The organism is Microcoleus sp. A003_D6 (assembly GCF_036702825.1).
Taxonomy (GTDB): Bacteria; Cyanobacteriota; Cyanobacteriia; order Cyanobacteriales; family Microcoleaceae; genus Microcoleus.
The window spans coordinates 1-14,267 of the sequence record NZ_JAUBWA010000004.1; the positions used below are offsets into that span (position 1 = coordinate 1).

A 14,267-nucleotide genomic window follows, 5' to 3' on the forward strand; every position below is an offset into this window, starting at 1 on the left:
GCTGTGTTTCTTTAGGATGCTCTTCAATATGATTTAGTATGTCGCTCATGTTTCTGTGTTAAAAAAGCTTTATGATGTGATCTTACCACGAACTGTTACTATTTTGGAGATGTCTATTGCTATATTTAAGCCAAAGTCGATCAATAGTACAAAGGTCAGGACAAGGGAAGTACCATAAATGTAGGAAATTTAAACGATTTGACTCCGGGTCAGCGTGCGTCCATTCTCCATCCCGGACTTTTTTCTCTGCTGTTAGATATCCTACGGCGAGCATCAGCCGTCCTGTTTCTTTGTTAGCTTCTTTCCATTTGCCCTCTGCTAGTAGGTCACGAAGGTGTGTGTAGTTATAATGAGCAGAGACGCTGCTGTCAAGTGATGTTATTTCAAGATTTGAATAATCCACAACTTGATTAGCTTGAGTCCTACTTGAGGCCTTACTAGATTGATTGCTGCTTGATGCCTGTGACATTACACAGTAGACAACTACAGCCAACACAATTAAAATTAAAATCCACATTAATAGTTATCCTTTGGAAAGTGCAGCGGGGGATTGTAACTCAATCCCCCTTATGGTTGTTTCTACTGGTAAAAATCCATTAAAATTGGTTTATCCACCATAATTACCGCTACCATAGCCAGTTTCTTTGGCGATATCGAGCATGGTCGATTGACTAGATTTGACTTTTTTTAGTTCCATTTCCACCCTTTCTCTTTCCGCCTGGTCTGCTATTCCAATTTGCTCTTCAAATTGAGCTATTATTGTTGAGTTGGGAATATCAGAAACCTGTTGGGGTGATAAAATGCCTTGAGCCAAAGCCAAACCAGTTACAATATTCCGAATTGCCTCGACAAGGTTGTATGGTAAACTCACTTTTGTCAACTCCTCTGCTATGGTAATTTGTAAACATGAACGCTAGCCAGTTTCTGGCATTGAAGTATTCTAATGAGTCAACTTCATCTTTGTCAGTGACAAAAAGTGATTAAAAGTGATAAAAAGTGGTTGCTTTTCCCAAATCTCCCTAAAATCCCCTCTCAGGTAGATGCCGCTAGAGTTAAACTCTTCTAATCACCCCTCACAACCCAACCGTTTTGGCCTACGACAACACCTGCAAATACCTAGCCGAAAAATTCCCCGCCGCCTTCGTCCGCTGGCTGCTACCAATTGACGAACCCACCAACATTCAGGTACTCAAAACCGAACTCATTCAAGAACCCATCCGCGCAGATTCTCTCGTCTTCCTCCAAACCGATCGCCAAATCCTCCATCTGGAATTTGAAACCCGACCCTACTCCGACCCGCCGATCGCCTTCAGGATGCTAGACTACTACGTCAGGCTCAAACGACAATACTCCTGTGACATCAATCAAGTAGTAATCTTTTTGCAGCAAACAGCCTCAGAACAAGTTTTTGTATCCGAGTACACAGACGCGAACACCAGACACGGCTACCGAGTCCTTCGCCTGTGGGAACAAGACCCCGCTTTACTGCTGTCCGTCCCCGGCCTACTCCCGCTGGCGACACTATCTCAAACCAACTCCCCGCGAACTTTGTTAGAGCAAATAGCTACTCAGATTGCTATAATCGAAGAACCTACTCAACAAGCGGATTTACTCGCTTGTACTCAAGTGCTCGCAGGTTTGAGATTTGAAAAAGACTTAATCAGACAACTATTTAGGAAAGAAACTATGCGCGGTTCTGTGATTTACCAAGAAATTCGCGAAGATGGTCTCCTTGAAGGAAGACAACTAGGTCTCCTTGAAGGAAGGAAAAATGAGGCGCTGTCGTTCCTCACTCGCCAGTTGACTCGACGCATCGGTGCGATCGCTCCTCAAATCAGCGAGCAAATTCAGACTTTATCCGTAGAAGAATTAGAGGATTTAGGGGAGGCGCTGCTGGATTTTTCAGAAGCCTCGGATTTAACCAATTGGTTGAATGAACGCCAGCCTTAGTTGGTAAAATATAGTCCGATATGTTCAAGAATTTACCAGATATATACTTTAAGGAAACTTAACCCATGACTGTCGATGAAGCTCTCGCCATTGTCGAAACAGTCCTAGATGACGACGAACAGTTAAACGACGTGCAAGAGCTCATCTTCAGACAATGCTGGGAAGGCCGACATTCCTATGAAGAAATTTCTCAACTCTCTCAATATAATGATGAATACATAAAAGCGCTGGCGGCTAAACTCTGGAAACAACTCTCAGACGCTTTTGACGAAAAAGTAATTTACGCTCTGTCTTTAATCGGTACTTGCGGCGACATCAAGTGACATTACATCGAACTCAAGTTATTGGAGTTAACCTCAGCGGTGCTAATTTAACCGGAGCCAGACTATCATTCGCAAACTTAAGTGAATCTGATTCGTCAGCAGATTTACACGGTGCAATTCTATCTGATTATCATACAGTATCAGATGAAATCAAGGCTGAAGACGCACATAACCAGGGAATTTTATCTAGCATAAAAGAACGGATTTATCACTGGAACGATCTGCGCTTTCGCTGCGAAGAAGAAGTGAAAATTGCCGAAGCGCTCGATCGCACAAACACCCTATTCTTCCCCAACTCCAAAGCCCGCCTCACAACACCCGCAGGCCGACAAAACCAAGAACCAGATTTCCTCATATTCCACCAAGGCAAATGGGGTATTCTGGAAATATGGCATCCGACACAGAAAAAGACGAAACACGCGATCGACTGTTTGCATCCCACGGAATTAGCATCATCTACTGCGACGCTAACAGATGCCGCGAAGAACCCGATCGCTTTGTCCAAGAGTTTTTAGATTTATTGAGTCAGGGATAGAGTGAGTGTTTTGTTGTAAGGGGCGATCGTATAGGGGCCGAGAAACCGGGTTTTTTACGATAAGACGCGTTGTATCCCGCAGCTTCGGTAAAAAACCCGGTTTCTTTGCTTGGAGTGCCTAAGTGCATAAGGGCGATCGAACTCTTCTTTGCAAAACGGGCGATCGCGATCGATTCTAACTCATTCCCCAGCAGCCTCAGCCGACGCAGCGAATCTATCCGCTACAGCTTTGCCAATTAGCCCCTCTTGACTCAGAGGCAAAAACTGAATTTTTTTGACAATAAGCTGTTGTGCATTTAATTTGTATGTTGAGGGCGGGCAGGATGCCCACCCCACAAGAGGAAAAATTTATTTGACTATGCAATTTAAATGCGGATTAGCTTACTGAGTTAAAAATAATTATGCAGCGACAGCGAACGATAACTAACCGACAAAAACTTCAGGCACTTTATTGGTAAAAATCTGGGTCACGCCGCGAACATCGAGCGAGGTAGCTGAACTTTGGCGAGTACATAGAATCACTGTCCAAAGATGGTTAAAGCAATATAGTAATGGCGGGAGAGTCAGAATTATTAAAGCTGCGCCGATCGACTGGGAGACGAGCGAGTAATTCCCCAAGAAGTAATCGCAGGAATATCAATAAAAATTAGTGAGGAAACCTGCGAGTTTAAGAGTTATAAAAAAAAAGCCGATCGGTGGAAGATAACTATCAAGTATCCGTCACATATCAAACTTTACACAAGCAACTGCACTATCGCATGAAAGCTAAGTTAAAATTACCAATACCTGTGAGTAACAAAAAAGATTCCTGTGGCAGGGATCGAGTTTTAAAAAAACTAGAAAAATTGCTGAAAGTAGCCTGCTGGTTGGAGTTTGTTACCCCCAATAGAGCAAAAAATGGTCTCAAATATTGGTGTCAAGATGAAACTAGAATTTGGTTATAAACAAGAGAGAGGAAAAAAAAATACAGCTCGTGGTATCAAACCAATAGGTAAAGTTCAATGGAATTTTAAAGCTTACTATTTATATGGGCGGTAAGCTGTTCTGCATTTAAATTGGCTGTCAAAAAACAATCAAACTCTTCTGGGGAGTAGGGGTTGGGCTTCTAGCCCGCCCCGAATATGCAATTTAAATGCGCGACAGCTTAGCTCCGCAAACAGGAGAAAGTATAGGGTAAGAATTTTCACATCTGGATGGTGTAGATTTTCAATAATTATTAGATCGGGAACGCCTCGGAATATCAGATAATTTCAATTTTGTTCAATTAGATAATGGTAGGTTTAATTATAGTAGCAATCTCCAAATTTTCGACAACATTTTCCTAATTTTTCTGCCACCATACAGTCCTGAATTGAATCTAATTGAGAGAGTATGGCAACATATAAGACAAAAATTGAGCTTGAAAATTTATGAGAATTTAGATGAAATCAAAGCAAAAGTCCGCGCTTTTCTTGAAGACTTTTCACTCTTAACAATAGCATCTATAACCGGAAACGATCCAAGCCTTCGAGATTTCAACAGTTTGATGCGTGCTAAGCAGACTCAGCATACACCTTGACAGGGCTGATACAGCACTTTTGGTGGTATGTGAGGTACATAGCAGAGGCAGGGACACGGCATTGCCGTGTCCCTACGGGGATATTGAATGTACTTCTTGAACCTGGAATATGCTGTATGACTGAGCCTACCAGTTCATGGGAGTTCAACTGCTGATAGTAATTGTGAAAGGCGTTGCAGCAGAAGTGTTTGGGCTGAGAGCAGGTAGAAATGATCTCCGGGAAACATCTCCAGCGAAAAAGCAGAGTTTGTCTGCTTTTGCCATGCTTCTAGGTCTTCGATACCGACTTTCCAATCTTCTAAGCCACCAAAAGCAGCGATCGGACAATCTAACGGCGGTTCCTGCAAGTAAGCGTAATTTTCAACCACAGCAAAATCGGATCGCAGAGTAGGAAGTAGCAGTTCCATCAGTTCGGCGTTTTCTAGCACGGCTTTGGGAGTTCCGTTATAACGGCACAATTCTCGGAGAAATTCTGATTCTGCTAGAGCATGAATGGGCGGGTCGCGATCGGGAATTTGAGGAGCGCGATGTCCTGATACAAATAGGTGCAGTGGACTTTGGTTGTACTCTTTGCGGAGTAGTCGCGCCAGTTCAAAGCTCACCAATGCGCCCATACTGTGACCGAAGAAAGCAAAAGGTTTGTTAAGGCTGCTCAGAATGTTAAGGGCAAGAGCCTCAATTACTGGCTCGATCTCGGTGAAGGGAGTTTCCAGCAGTCGAAATCCGCGTCCGGGAAGTTCGATCGGACAAACCTCTACATCGGACGGTAGGTTCCCTGGAAAAGCACGAAAGCTCAAAGCCCCACCCCCGGCATAGTGGAAGCAGAATAGTCGTAACTTGGCTTCAGGATTGGGTTTCGGATAGGTAATCCAGGAGTTTGCAGTTATGGTAGCGTTCATAAATTAATACTGTTGAAAGACTTGACGCAGCAAGGGTTTGAGTTAATCTATCTCAAAAAAGATATGTGCGGGCGATGCCTGCGGCTGACTACACGCGACTTTTTCGGGTTTGGATAACGGACAATAAGCATCTCTGGCGATGGCTACCTATAATTATTATCAATAATTCCGTCAAAAAGCTGCGAGCATTCTCAAGGTTAAGGAGCCTCAACGCTTGGCTCATCAAGGTGAGAGAGGCGCACTCACCCCGTCTGCCTGAATAGAGTTTTCACAAAGTAAATCTCAAACCCTTGCCCTGTATGAAGAAAATCTAAATCTAGCCGAGGTCTAATACGTAACCGTTTGTTACTCTTAATAAAACTTTACAAAAATTTCCTGATTAGGGCTTGCCAAGAATCGAGAATAGGTAATACAATTCGTCTAGCTTATTGAAATCAGTTCTCAACTATCGAGCAAACGAAGTCAGCGTGGCTGATGCAGGTTGTTCTTCTTGCGGTTAACGATCGGTTCGCTGAAAAAATCGACATTTTCAAGTGAAAGCCAGGAAAATTAAGTCAAAACATCACTCCCATTTATTCCATGAGAAGTCAAAAGGATCGTTTATTGCATGAGAAGTCAAAAGGCGATGGATACACTGAAGGCAATACTGGTTAATTTAGGTATTCCCGAAGAGTCCCTTCATCAAGACACTTTACTCCGCGCGAATTTACAACTTGACTCCGTTGAAACAGTACAAGTTGCTGTGGAATTGAAACGAAGATTGGGGGTTAATCTAAAACTTGGAACGCGCCAAGATATGACATTAGCTCAAATCTGTAATGAGATCGAAACGGCGATGCCAGCCGAACATAAATAATGAGTATTTCCGCAAAATTACCTAGCATCTTTAACATTGCAGCTTACTTCTTGGAAAGCAACCTGGCACAAGGACGTAGCGAGAAAGTAGCGTTTTACTATCAGGATTCGACTTATACTTATGCCCAATTAAACAACTTTGTCCGACGTGCAGCTAGATTATTGTCCGAGTTAGGATTGGCGCGAGAAAACCGGATAGCCATTCTTTTGTCAGACACTCCAGAATCAGTATTTGCTTTTTGGGGGGCAATTTTCCTCGGCGCAGTACCAGTTCCGATCAATACGGCTTGTACGATTGATGACATCCACTATATTCTGCAAGATTCACGCGCCAAAGTCTTGGTGACTAACCAAGAGTGGCAAGAAAAACTGACTCCCATCCACTCTCATTTCTTGCAAAATATTCTCCTTTCAGACGGAGAAAAACCATTTTTATCTCTGCTTACTCAGCAGACAGACGAACAGCTACCTTACGCCGAAACATCTGGCGACGAACCTGCTTTTTGGCTTTACACTTCCGGTAGTACGGGTAAACCCAAAGGTGTAATTCACAACCACCAAAGTATGGTAGTTTGTGCAGAACTGTATGGTAAAGCTAAGCTAGGTTTGCATCAAGATGACATCACCTATTCAGTAGCTAAAATGCCTTTTGCCTACGGTTTAGGGAATAGTTTATATATGCCGATCGCAGTTGGTGCAGCCACAATATTATCAGATGCCAACAATGCTTTTGATATCATCGCCGACATCGATCGCTACCGACCGACAATTTTATTTGGCATACCCAGCATATATGCCAGCATTCTCTCAGTGCATGAAATTGCGCCTCTAAATACTTCCTCTTTAAGGTTGTGCTTATCAGCCGCCGAACAACTACCAAAAACTATTTGGTATAAGTGGCGAGACACTTACGGAATTGAGATTTATGAGGGTATTGGTACGACAGAATTGCTGCATATCTTTCTATCTAATGCAGAGGGAGAATGTCGTCCCGGCAGTTCCGGTCGTCCCCTTTCCGGTTATGATGTGCGAGTGGTTGATGAAAATGGTTTTCCTGTTCCAGCAGGGGAAATTGGCGACCTAGAGGTGAGTGGAGAAAGTCTGATGCTGGGGTATTGGAATCGCCTGCGGGAAACGCGACAAGCTCTTTATGGAAACGCGATGCGAACGGGGGATAAGTATCTGTGCGATGCGGATGGTTATTTCTGGTTTATGGGACGTAAGGATGATTTCTTCAAAGTAAATGGGATGTGGGTGTCGCCATTTGAAGTGGAAGATGTCTTACTCCAGCATGAAGGTGTTCTTGATGCGGCGGTAGTGCCAGAATGCGATCGCGGCGAACAATTAACTGAGATTATTGCTTACGTCAGCCTTAAACCCGGCTTCGATAAATCTCCCGATTTAGAAGAGAAGATTCGACAATTGGCTAGGACTAGATTACCCCATTTTAAGGCTCCTAAAAAAATCCACTTTTTGGAAACATTACCGCGCACGCCAACCGGAAAAATTCATCGCAAATCATTGCTGAAAACCCATTAATGTTTAACTCCCTTCACCAAAATTTTGACCCCATGTATCAGGTAGCAAGCAACTTATTAACTTATCACGAACTATTCGTACCAGGTCAGAGAGATCCTCTGATTCTGTTGCAGAATCTATTAGATGCTGGGATTTTTTCTAACTATGTGATGTACCGAAGTGAGAATGAAGTACGTATTGCTGGTAATGCTTTAGCGGAAATATCAGTAAGTTCTCACGATGTTTCGATCGCCTGTATGGGTGAGATTAAGTCAGAAGCGATCGCAGATCCGCTCAAACAAGTAGAATCAGCATTAGCGTCTTTGCCGATCGAGAATTGGACTGCTTATGGTTACATAGGCTTTGATGTGGCTCGCTTCTACTCCTCCTACTCCAAGGCAATTGAACAACCGCTGCTCTATTTTTTGGTTCCAGAAATTGAACTTTTGATCGCTCCTAGAGGAGTTCATATCAGAAGCATCAAGTCACCAACAAAAGTTCTGGAAGCGTTATCAATTGATAATAAATTGAGAGACTATGTAGCAACACCACCCGTTGTTGATTTTGCCGATAAAGAAGAGTATCAAAACCAGGTTTCCGATCTGATTCAAGCTATCCAAAATGGCGATTTACATAAAGCAATTATTTCCCGTTCCGTGAAAGTGAAAGGGGAGATGGATTTGCTGGGAACTTATGTTTTAGGAGCGAAAAACAACAATTGTGCGCGATCGTATTGTTTGCGTGTTGGCGAAGTAAGTGCGGTAGGCTTCAGTCCTGAAATTTTAATGGAAGTTAGTGCGGATGGCTTTGTAGTTACTAATCCTTTGGCGGGAACTAGACCCAGATCGGAAAATTTGTCAGAAGATGTACAATTGGAAAGTGAGTTATTTACTGATGCTAAAGAAGTAAAAGAACACGCGCTTTCGATTTGGCTGGCGCAAAGTGAGATGGCTGAGGTTTGTCTACCAGAAACTCTTCGGATTTTTGACTTCATGCAGGTGAAACAATACAGGTGCGTGCAGCATCTATCATCGCGAATTGGCGGTCAACTAAAAGGAGAAAAGACTTTATGGGATGCTTTAAAAGTGTTATTTCCGGGAGTTACAGTATCGGGAATTGACAAACACAAAGCTCTCAAATGGATCGAACAACTAGAACAAGAACCGAGGGGAATTTATGCTGGTGGGATTGGTTGGGTGAATAGCAATGGTATGGCAGATATTGCGATCGCAATTCGCTCGGCTTACCAATATGGCGATCGGGTTTACTTAAATGCTGGCGCAGGAATTGTGGCAGAATCTATTCCCGAAAACGAATACGTGGAGTCTGTTAATAAGATGAATACGATGTTAACAAATTTAGTGTTGAAATCTCCAAGCAAAGGTACGTAGTTGCGCTTCAGCGCTCCGGGAGGGCTAAAGCCCAACTACATACCTAAGAGGGCTAAAGCCCAACTACATACCTAAGAGGGCTAAAGCCCAACTACGTACCTAAGAGGGCTAAAGCCCAACTACCTACCTAAGAGGGCTAAAGCCCAACTACCTACCTAAGAATCACTCCTAGTTTTAATAGTTATGATCAATTGTTCAGTTGGTATTCGATCGCTTTCACTCTGTTTTCCCAGCCAAATTCGGACTAATGATTATTGGCTGGAAAAGTTACCTCATTTGTTTGCTGTAACTCCGCCAAGAAGAACGAGGTTATCTCAATCTGTTGAATCTACTTCTGATGACGATGGATTTGCTATTTGGTCGCAAGAAGTCGCACCATATTTATCGGACCCTTTTCGCGGTAATGTCGAGCGAAGAGTGTTGGGTGCAGGCGAGTCGTCGCTGATGCTGGAATGTCGCGCTGCTAGGGAGGCGCTGGATGCCGCAAAACTTTCTACTGATGAAGTGGAATTAGCGATTGTTGCTTCTATTTTTCCCGAACAACTTGTTCCTGGTAATGCTTCTTATCTAGCACGCGAATTGCAATTACAATGTCCGGCTTGGAATCTGGAATCTACTTGTTCGAGTGCGTTAGTTGCGCTGCAAAATGCGCGTGCGTTGGTGCAAATGGGAGAGTATCACAATGTTTTGGTGGTTGTTTCTCACATCGAATCTAACTCTGTAGATGAGGAAGATACGCTGTCGTGGTCTATGGGAGACGCTGCTGGGGCTTTTGTGGTGGATTCGCTCAAACGCGATCGCGGTGTTTTGGGCAGTAAAATAATTAACACTGCTGCTACTTGTGGTGCGTATTTACACGAACTGATCGCAGACGCGCAGGGAAAACCTCGAATGCGTACTCGGACGGGTGAGAACGCCAGCAGCTTCGCCGAAACAAGTGTGGAGTTCGTTCGTACTTGCTGTGAGGGGGCTGTGGCGGCGGCTGGCGTGACTCTCGAACAAATTGACTTTTTTGCCTTCAATACTCCGACGGCGTGGTACGCGAGGCTTTGTGCGAGGGCATTGGGCATTGATCCAGAACGGACGATCGATCTTTATCCTTGGTATGCGAATATCGGTTCTGTATTTGCGATCGCTAATTTATACCATGCCGCTCTTGCAGGTAAAATTCGCGACAACGACTTAGTTCTCGTTTATACCAACGGCGCGGCTGCAACTGCTGCTGCAACGGTGATGCGCTGGGGTGATGTGGCGCTAGGAACTGCTCCCGCTCCCCCAATTAATGTTAATCGAGAAGAAGATCGAAGCGCAGTCAATCTTTTCGATATCAAAAAAGCTGTTATATCCAAGGAAAAACTATTCGCCGCTGCACCAACAGAACAGCAGCAAATATTGGAAACATATCTAATAGAATGGCTAACCAATTCTTTACAATTGCCTTTCGATAGTCTAAGTCCGCAGCATTCCCTTGCTTTACTGCTTGATTCCTTAATGGCTTTTGAACTCAGGAGTCGAATCGAGACGGATCTACAAGTGCGAGTGCCAATAGAAAGATTCTTTGGCGACAACAACATAACTCAATTAGCCGAACTGGTGCTTAATCAATTAGCTTTGGCGAACTTAACGGCATCAGAATCGAGTTTTGTTACCAAATTAAAAGAAGAGGAAAAAAGGGAAATATTAAGTCTTTGAGAACCACAAAGAAATAAACAATCGTCAATTGGTGCAATACAAACTTAAAGCTAAATATATGAATCTGCATCTACTTTTAAACAGTTTATCTAACCAAGGCATAAAACTTTCTACTGATGGAACTTCCCTAGAAATTGATGCGCCGAAAGGAGCAATTACTCCTGAATTGCGTAACTCATTAATTGAGCATAAATCAGAACTTATCCTGTTATTACGCCAGAACAGCATGAGTGCTAGTTCTACTTCTTTGCCTGTAATTAAGCCAGCACCAGACTTGCGCTACGAACCTTTTCCCTTGACTGATATGCAGCACGCATTTTGGGTGGGTCGTAGTGGGGTATTAGACTTAGGAAATGTCGCAAATCACGGTTACTACGAGATTGAATGTCACGCCTTAGACGTGGAAAAATTGAATGAGGCGTTGCCCAAATTAATCGATCGCCACGATATGCTGAGGGCAATAGTATTGCCAGATGGTCAGCAACAAGTTCTCAAACAAGTTCCTGTATATCAAATGGAGGTTTTGGATCTGAGGGGACAGGAGGAAGAAGTTGTAATATCTCAGATTGAAGCAATTCGCGATCGCCTATCCCATCAAGTTTTACCTGCTGACCAATGGCCTTTGTTTGAGTTTAGAGCCACGCGGTTAGATGGGGATATAATTCGGCTGCATATCAGCTACGATTTGCAAGTATTTGATGCTTGGAGTTTGTTTCGTTTATTTGATGAATGGTTTCAACTGTATCAAAATCCTGATGCGATATTGCCACCGTTGGAAATCACATTTCGAGATTATGTTTTGGCAGAACAAGCGTTGCAAGATACAGAATTATATAGGCGATCGCAAGAATATTGGTTCAATCGTTTGGATAACCTTCCACCTGCTCCAGATTTACCCTTAGCGAAGAATCCCAAAGAGCTAAAACAGCATCAAAATAAGCGCTACGAAAGCAGATTGGAACGAACTAAATGGCAACAGTTAAAGTTGCGATCGGCTCAAGCGGGTGTGACTCCTTCTGGACTATTACTGGCAGCTTTTGCTGAAATTATCGCGCTTTGGAGCAAAAGCCCAAAATTTACAATTAATCTGGCTTTATTTAATCGTCTACCGCTACATTCCCAAGTCAATGACATCTTAGGAGATTTTACCTCCGTCACCCTTTTAGCAGTAGACAATTCCGCTCGCGAATCGTTTATCGATCGAGCCCTCCGCCTTCAAAAACAACTGTGGCAAGATTTAGAACATCGCTATTTTAGTGGAGTGAGCGTGACGCGGGAATTAGCTCGCAAGAGAGGTACAACTCCTAGCGCGATGCCAATAGTTTTTACCAGCACTATCGGCTTCCGTTCTCTGGGACAAGAAACTTTAACGTTCAGTCATTTTGGCGAATTAGTATATGGAATTAGTCAAGCATCCCAAGCTTGGATGGATATTCAAGTTTGGGAAGAAAAAGAAACTTTGACATTTAATTGGGATGTCGTTGAAGAACTTTTCCCGGAAGGTGCGATCGCAGATATGTTTGAATCATATTGTCGTTTGCTCGATCAACTTGCTACTTCTGAATCGGCCTGGGTGGAAACGAATCGGCAACTTTTACCTCCGGCGCAATTAGCGCAAAGGAATGCTATTAATTCTACAGATGCGCGGATTCCAGACGATTTACTGCATAGTTTATTTGCCGCGCAAGTCCGGGATAGAGGAAATGAAGTTGCAGTGATTTCATCCGCACGAACATTAACTTATCAGGAATTATTCGAGCGATCGAATCAAGTCGGTCATCGACTGCGCCAATTAGGAGTTATTCCCAATCAATTAGTCGCGATAGTAATGGAGAAAGGATGGGAACAAATTGTCGCAGTTATGGGTATTTTAGCTGCCGGTGCTGCTTACGTTCCCATCGATCCCGGATTACCTGAAGAACGCTTATCTTATCTGTTAGAAAATAGTGAAGTTCAGATCGTTTTAACTCAATCTCGGTTGAAAGAAAAACTTACTTGCTCTGAAGGAATTCAACTAATCTGCGTAGATAATGAAGACTTAGCCGGAGAAAGCAAGGAAGCATTAAATCCTGTTCAAACCCCCGACGATTTAGCTTATGTTATCTATACTTCTGGGTCTACGGGATTGCCGAAAGGGGTGATGATTACTCATCGCAATGTGGCGAATGTGGTAGTTCATACTAATAGGCGTTTTAATGTTACTTCTCAAGACAGAATTTTAGCTTTGACCGCTCTCAATCACGATTTGTCAGTTTACGATATCTTCGGTCTTTTGAGTGCTGGCGGCGCGATCGTTTTGCCGGATGCTGCTGCTGTGAAAGATCCCCGTCATTGGGTAGATTTAATGGTAAGAGAAGGGGTGACATTATGGAACTCAGTCCCGGCGATGATGGAGATGTTGGTAGATTACATGGAGGGTGAATCTGGAGCGCTACTAGAAAGTTTGCGGTTGGCAATTTTAGGAGGAGATTGGCTGCCGATTTATTTGCCAGATCGCATAAAATCTTTAGTGCCAAACACCCAAATTTTCAGCATTGGCGGGCCGACTGAAACTACAATTTGGAACATAGGTTATCTCATCGAAAAAGTCGATACAAACTGGAAGAGCATTCCCTACGGTCAACCGATGGCGAACTCGAAATATTATATTTTGAATGATGCTTTAGAAGACTGTCCGATGTGGGTTCCGGGACAAATGTACTGTGCTGGAGTGCAGTTGGCAAAAGGCTATTGGCGCAATCAAGAAAAGACTGCCGACAGTTTTATTACTCATCCGCGCACGGGAGAACGTCTGTATCGGACAGGAGATTTAGGTTGTTATCATCCTGATGGCAACATTGAGTTTTTAGGACGAGTTGATTTCCAGATCAAGATTCGAGGACAGCGCATTGAAGTGGGAGAAATTGAGGCTGCTTTGATACAGCATCCCAATGTAAAAGCTGCGGTAGTTGCAGCAATTGGGGAACAGCATAAAGAACAGTTGGTAGCATACCTTGTTCCTGACCGAAAACCAATTCCTATTGAAGAAATTAGCGAATTTCTTAAAAAGAAGTTACCCGATTACATGATGCCATCAGCTTTTACATTTCTGGATGCTTTACCCCTTTCTGCTAACGGGAAAGTAGACCGAAATACTATTCTGATTCAAGATAGTATTTTCCAAAAAATAGAAGTTGCTTACGTCCCCCCAAAAAGCGAAGTTGAAAAAACAATTGCTACCGCTGTACGAGAGATTTTGGAACTGGAAAAGGTAGGCATTAATGATAATTTCTTTGACTTGGGTGGGAATTCCTTACTGATCGTAAAATTTTACAGGAGGCTGCTAGATTTGTTGCCAGACATGGTACAATATATTGCATTAACTGATTTGTTTAGATACTCAACAATTAGTGCTTTAGCAAAGCATTTAAACCACAAATCAGTTTCCTCATTGCACGAGCCAAAAGCTGAAGCTGAAGAGAAATTCCAACAAGGAAAAAATCGGCTCCAACAAAGATTTAAAAAATCCAGATTAGTTAATAATTAGTCGTCAGTCATCAGTCATTA

14 protein-coding genes are annotated in these 14,267 nt (G+C 43.2%); 11 read left to right on the forward strand and 3 right to left on the reverse strand.

Annotated features, from left to right (window positions below; genetic code table 11):
- Window positions 1–82 precede the first annotated feature (82 nt).
- The gene (locus tag QUB70_RS32590; RefSeq protein ID WP_442927684.1) at window positions 83–517 is read right to left on the reverse strand and encodes a GUN4 domain-containing protein; all 435 of its coding nucleotides are present in this window, start codon (window positions 515–517) and stop codon (window positions 83–85) included.
- Window positions 518–607: 90 nt separating this feature from the next.
- On the reverse strand, window positions 608–871 hold the full coding sequence (locus tag QUB70_RS02155; RefSeq protein ID WP_332978097.1) for a hypothetical protein: 264 nt from the start codon (window positions 869–871) through the stop codon (window positions 608–610).
- Window positions 872–1,089: 218 nt separating this feature from the next.
- Between QUB70_RS02155 and QUB70_RS02160 the strand changes: the two genes are divergently transcribed.
- The 6 genes from QUB70_RS02160 to QUB70_RS32595 all read left to right on the forward strand — a co-directional run bounded on the left by QUB70_RS02160 (window position 1,090) and on the right by QUB70_RS32595 (window position 4,366).
- The gene (locus tag QUB70_RS02160) at window positions 1,090–1,950 is read left to right on the forward strand and encodes an Rpn family recombination-promoting nuclease/putative transposase (RefSeq protein ID WP_332978098.1); all 861 of its coding nucleotides are present in this window, start codon (window positions 1,090–1,092) and stop codon (window positions 1,948–1,950) included.
- Window positions 1,951–2,015: 65 nt separating this feature from the next.
- Entirely contained in the window at window positions 2,016–2,273 is a 258-nt protein-coding gene (locus QUB70_RS02165) for a hypothetical protein (protein WP_332978099.1), read from the forward strand.
- The gene (locus tag QUB70_RS02170) at window positions 2,270–2,788 is read left to right on the forward strand and encodes a pentapeptide repeat-containing protein (protein WP_332978100.1); all 519 of its coding nucleotides are present in this window, start codon (window positions 2,270–2,272) and stop codon (window positions 2,786–2,788) included. Before QUB70_RS02165 ends, QUB70_RS02170 begins: the two co-directional genes overlap by 4 nt.
- A 134-nt stretch (window positions 2,789–2,922) precedes the next feature.
- Window positions 2,923–3,048 carry a hypothetical protein gene (locus QUB70_RS02175; RefSeq protein WP_332978101.1) on the forward strand — a complete coding sequence of 42 codons (126 nt, stop codon included), beginning with the start codon at window positions 2,923–2,925 and terminating at the stop codon, window positions 3,046–3,048.
- Window positions 3,049–3,259: 211 nt separating this feature from the next.
- Window positions 3,260–3,418 carry a helix-turn-helix domain-containing protein gene (locus tag QUB70_RS02180; protein WP_332978102.1) on the forward strand — a complete coding sequence of 53 codons (159 nt, stop codon included), beginning with the start codon at window positions 3,260–3,262 and terminating at the stop codon, window positions 3,416–3,418.
- A 627-nt stretch (window positions 3,419–4,045) separates the two neighbouring features.
- Complete coding sequence (locus QUB70_RS32595; protein ID WP_442927686.1) at window positions 4,046–4,366, forward strand: transposase; 321 nt, start codon at window positions 4,046–4,048, stop codon at window positions 4,364–4,366.
- A gap of 134 nt (window positions 4,367–4,500) precedes the next feature.
- Here the strand turns inward: QUB70_RS32595 and QUB70_RS02185 are convergent, their stop codons facing one another.
- Window positions 4,501–5,265, reverse strand: a complete 765-nt coding sequence (locus QUB70_RS02185) for a thioesterase II family protein (protein WP_332978103.1) — start codon at window positions 5,263–5,265, stop codon at window positions 4,501–4,503.
- Between the two features lie 625 nt (window positions 5,266–5,890).
- Between QUB70_RS02185 and QUB70_RS02190 the strand changes: the two genes are divergently transcribed.
- The 5 genes from QUB70_RS02190 to QUB70_RS02210 all read left to right on the forward strand — a co-directional run bounded on the left by QUB70_RS02190 (window position 5,891) and on the right by QUB70_RS02210 (window position 14,247).
- Window positions 5,891–6,121 carry an acyl carrier protein gene (locus tag QUB70_RS02190; RefSeq protein WP_332978104.1) on the forward strand — a complete coding sequence of 77 codons (231 nt, stop codon included), beginning with the start codon at window positions 5,891–5,893 and terminating at the stop codon, window positions 6,119–6,121.
- On the forward strand, window positions 6,121–7,659 hold the full coding sequence (locus tag QUB70_RS02195; RefSeq protein ID WP_332978105.1) for a benzoate-CoA ligase family protein: 1,539 nt from the start codon (window positions 6,121–6,123) through the stop codon (window positions 7,657–7,659). The genes QUB70_RS02190 and QUB70_RS02195 overlap by 1 nt, the downstream gene beginning before the upstream one ends.
- Window positions 7,659–9,029, forward strand: coding sequence for a salicylate synthase (locus QUB70_RS02200; RefSeq protein WP_332978106.1), 1,371 nt, complete (start codon window positions 7,659–7,661; stop codon window positions 9,027–9,029). The genes QUB70_RS02195 and QUB70_RS02200 overlap by 1 nt, the downstream gene beginning before the upstream one ends.
- Before the next feature lie 183 nt (window positions 9,030–9,212).
- On the forward strand, window positions 9,213–10,721 hold the full coding sequence (locus QUB70_RS02205; protein ID WP_332978107.1) for a 3-oxoacyl-[acyl-carrier-protein] synthase III C-terminal domain-containing protein: 1,509 nt from the start codon (window positions 9,213–9,215) through the stop codon (window positions 10,719–10,721).
- Between the two features lie 58 nt (window positions 10,722–10,779).
- Window positions 10,780–14,247 (forward strand): non-ribosomal peptide synthetase, encoded by a 3,468-nt coding sequence (locus tag QUB70_RS02210; protein ID WP_332978108.1) that lies wholly within the window; start codon window positions 10,780–10,782, stop codon window positions 14,245–14,247.
- The last annotated feature ends 20 nt before the right edge of the window (window positions 14,248–14,267 follow it).

Bases quoted from the DNA above. Each gene is read 5' to 3' on its own strand.
- QUB70_RS32590 (WP_442927684.1), bottom strand. From the start codon at position 517: ATGTGGATTTTAATTTTAATTGTGTTGGCTGTAGTTGTCTACTGTGTA.
- QUB70_RS02165 (WP_332978099.1), top strand. From the start codon at position 2,016: ATGACTGTCGATGAAGCTCTCGCCATTGTCGAAACAGTCCTAGATGAC.
- QUB70_RS02185 (WP_332978103.1), bottom strand. From the start codon at position 5,265: ATGAACGCTACCATAACTGCAAACTCCTGGATTACCTATCCGAAACCC.
- QUB70_RS02190 (WP_332978104.1), top strand. From the start codon at position 5,891: ATGGATACACTGAAGGCAATACTGGTTAATTTAGGTATTCCCGAAGAG.
- QUB70_RS02195 (WP_332978105.1), top strand. From the start codon at position 6,121: ATGAGTATTTCCGCAAAATTACCTAGCATCTTTAACATTGCAGCTTAC.
- QUB70_RS02200 (WP_332978106.1), top strand. From the start codon at position 7,659: ATGTTTAACTCCCTTCACCAAAATTTTGACCCCATGTATCAGGTAGCA.
- QUB70_RS02205 (WP_332978107.1), top strand. From the start codon at position 9,213: ATGATCAATTGTTCAGTTGGTATTCGATCGCTTTCACTCTGTTTTCCC.
- QUB70_RS02210 (WP_332978108.1), top strand. From the start codon at position 10,780: ATGAATCTGCATCTACTTTTAAACAGTTTATCTAACCAAGGCATAAAA.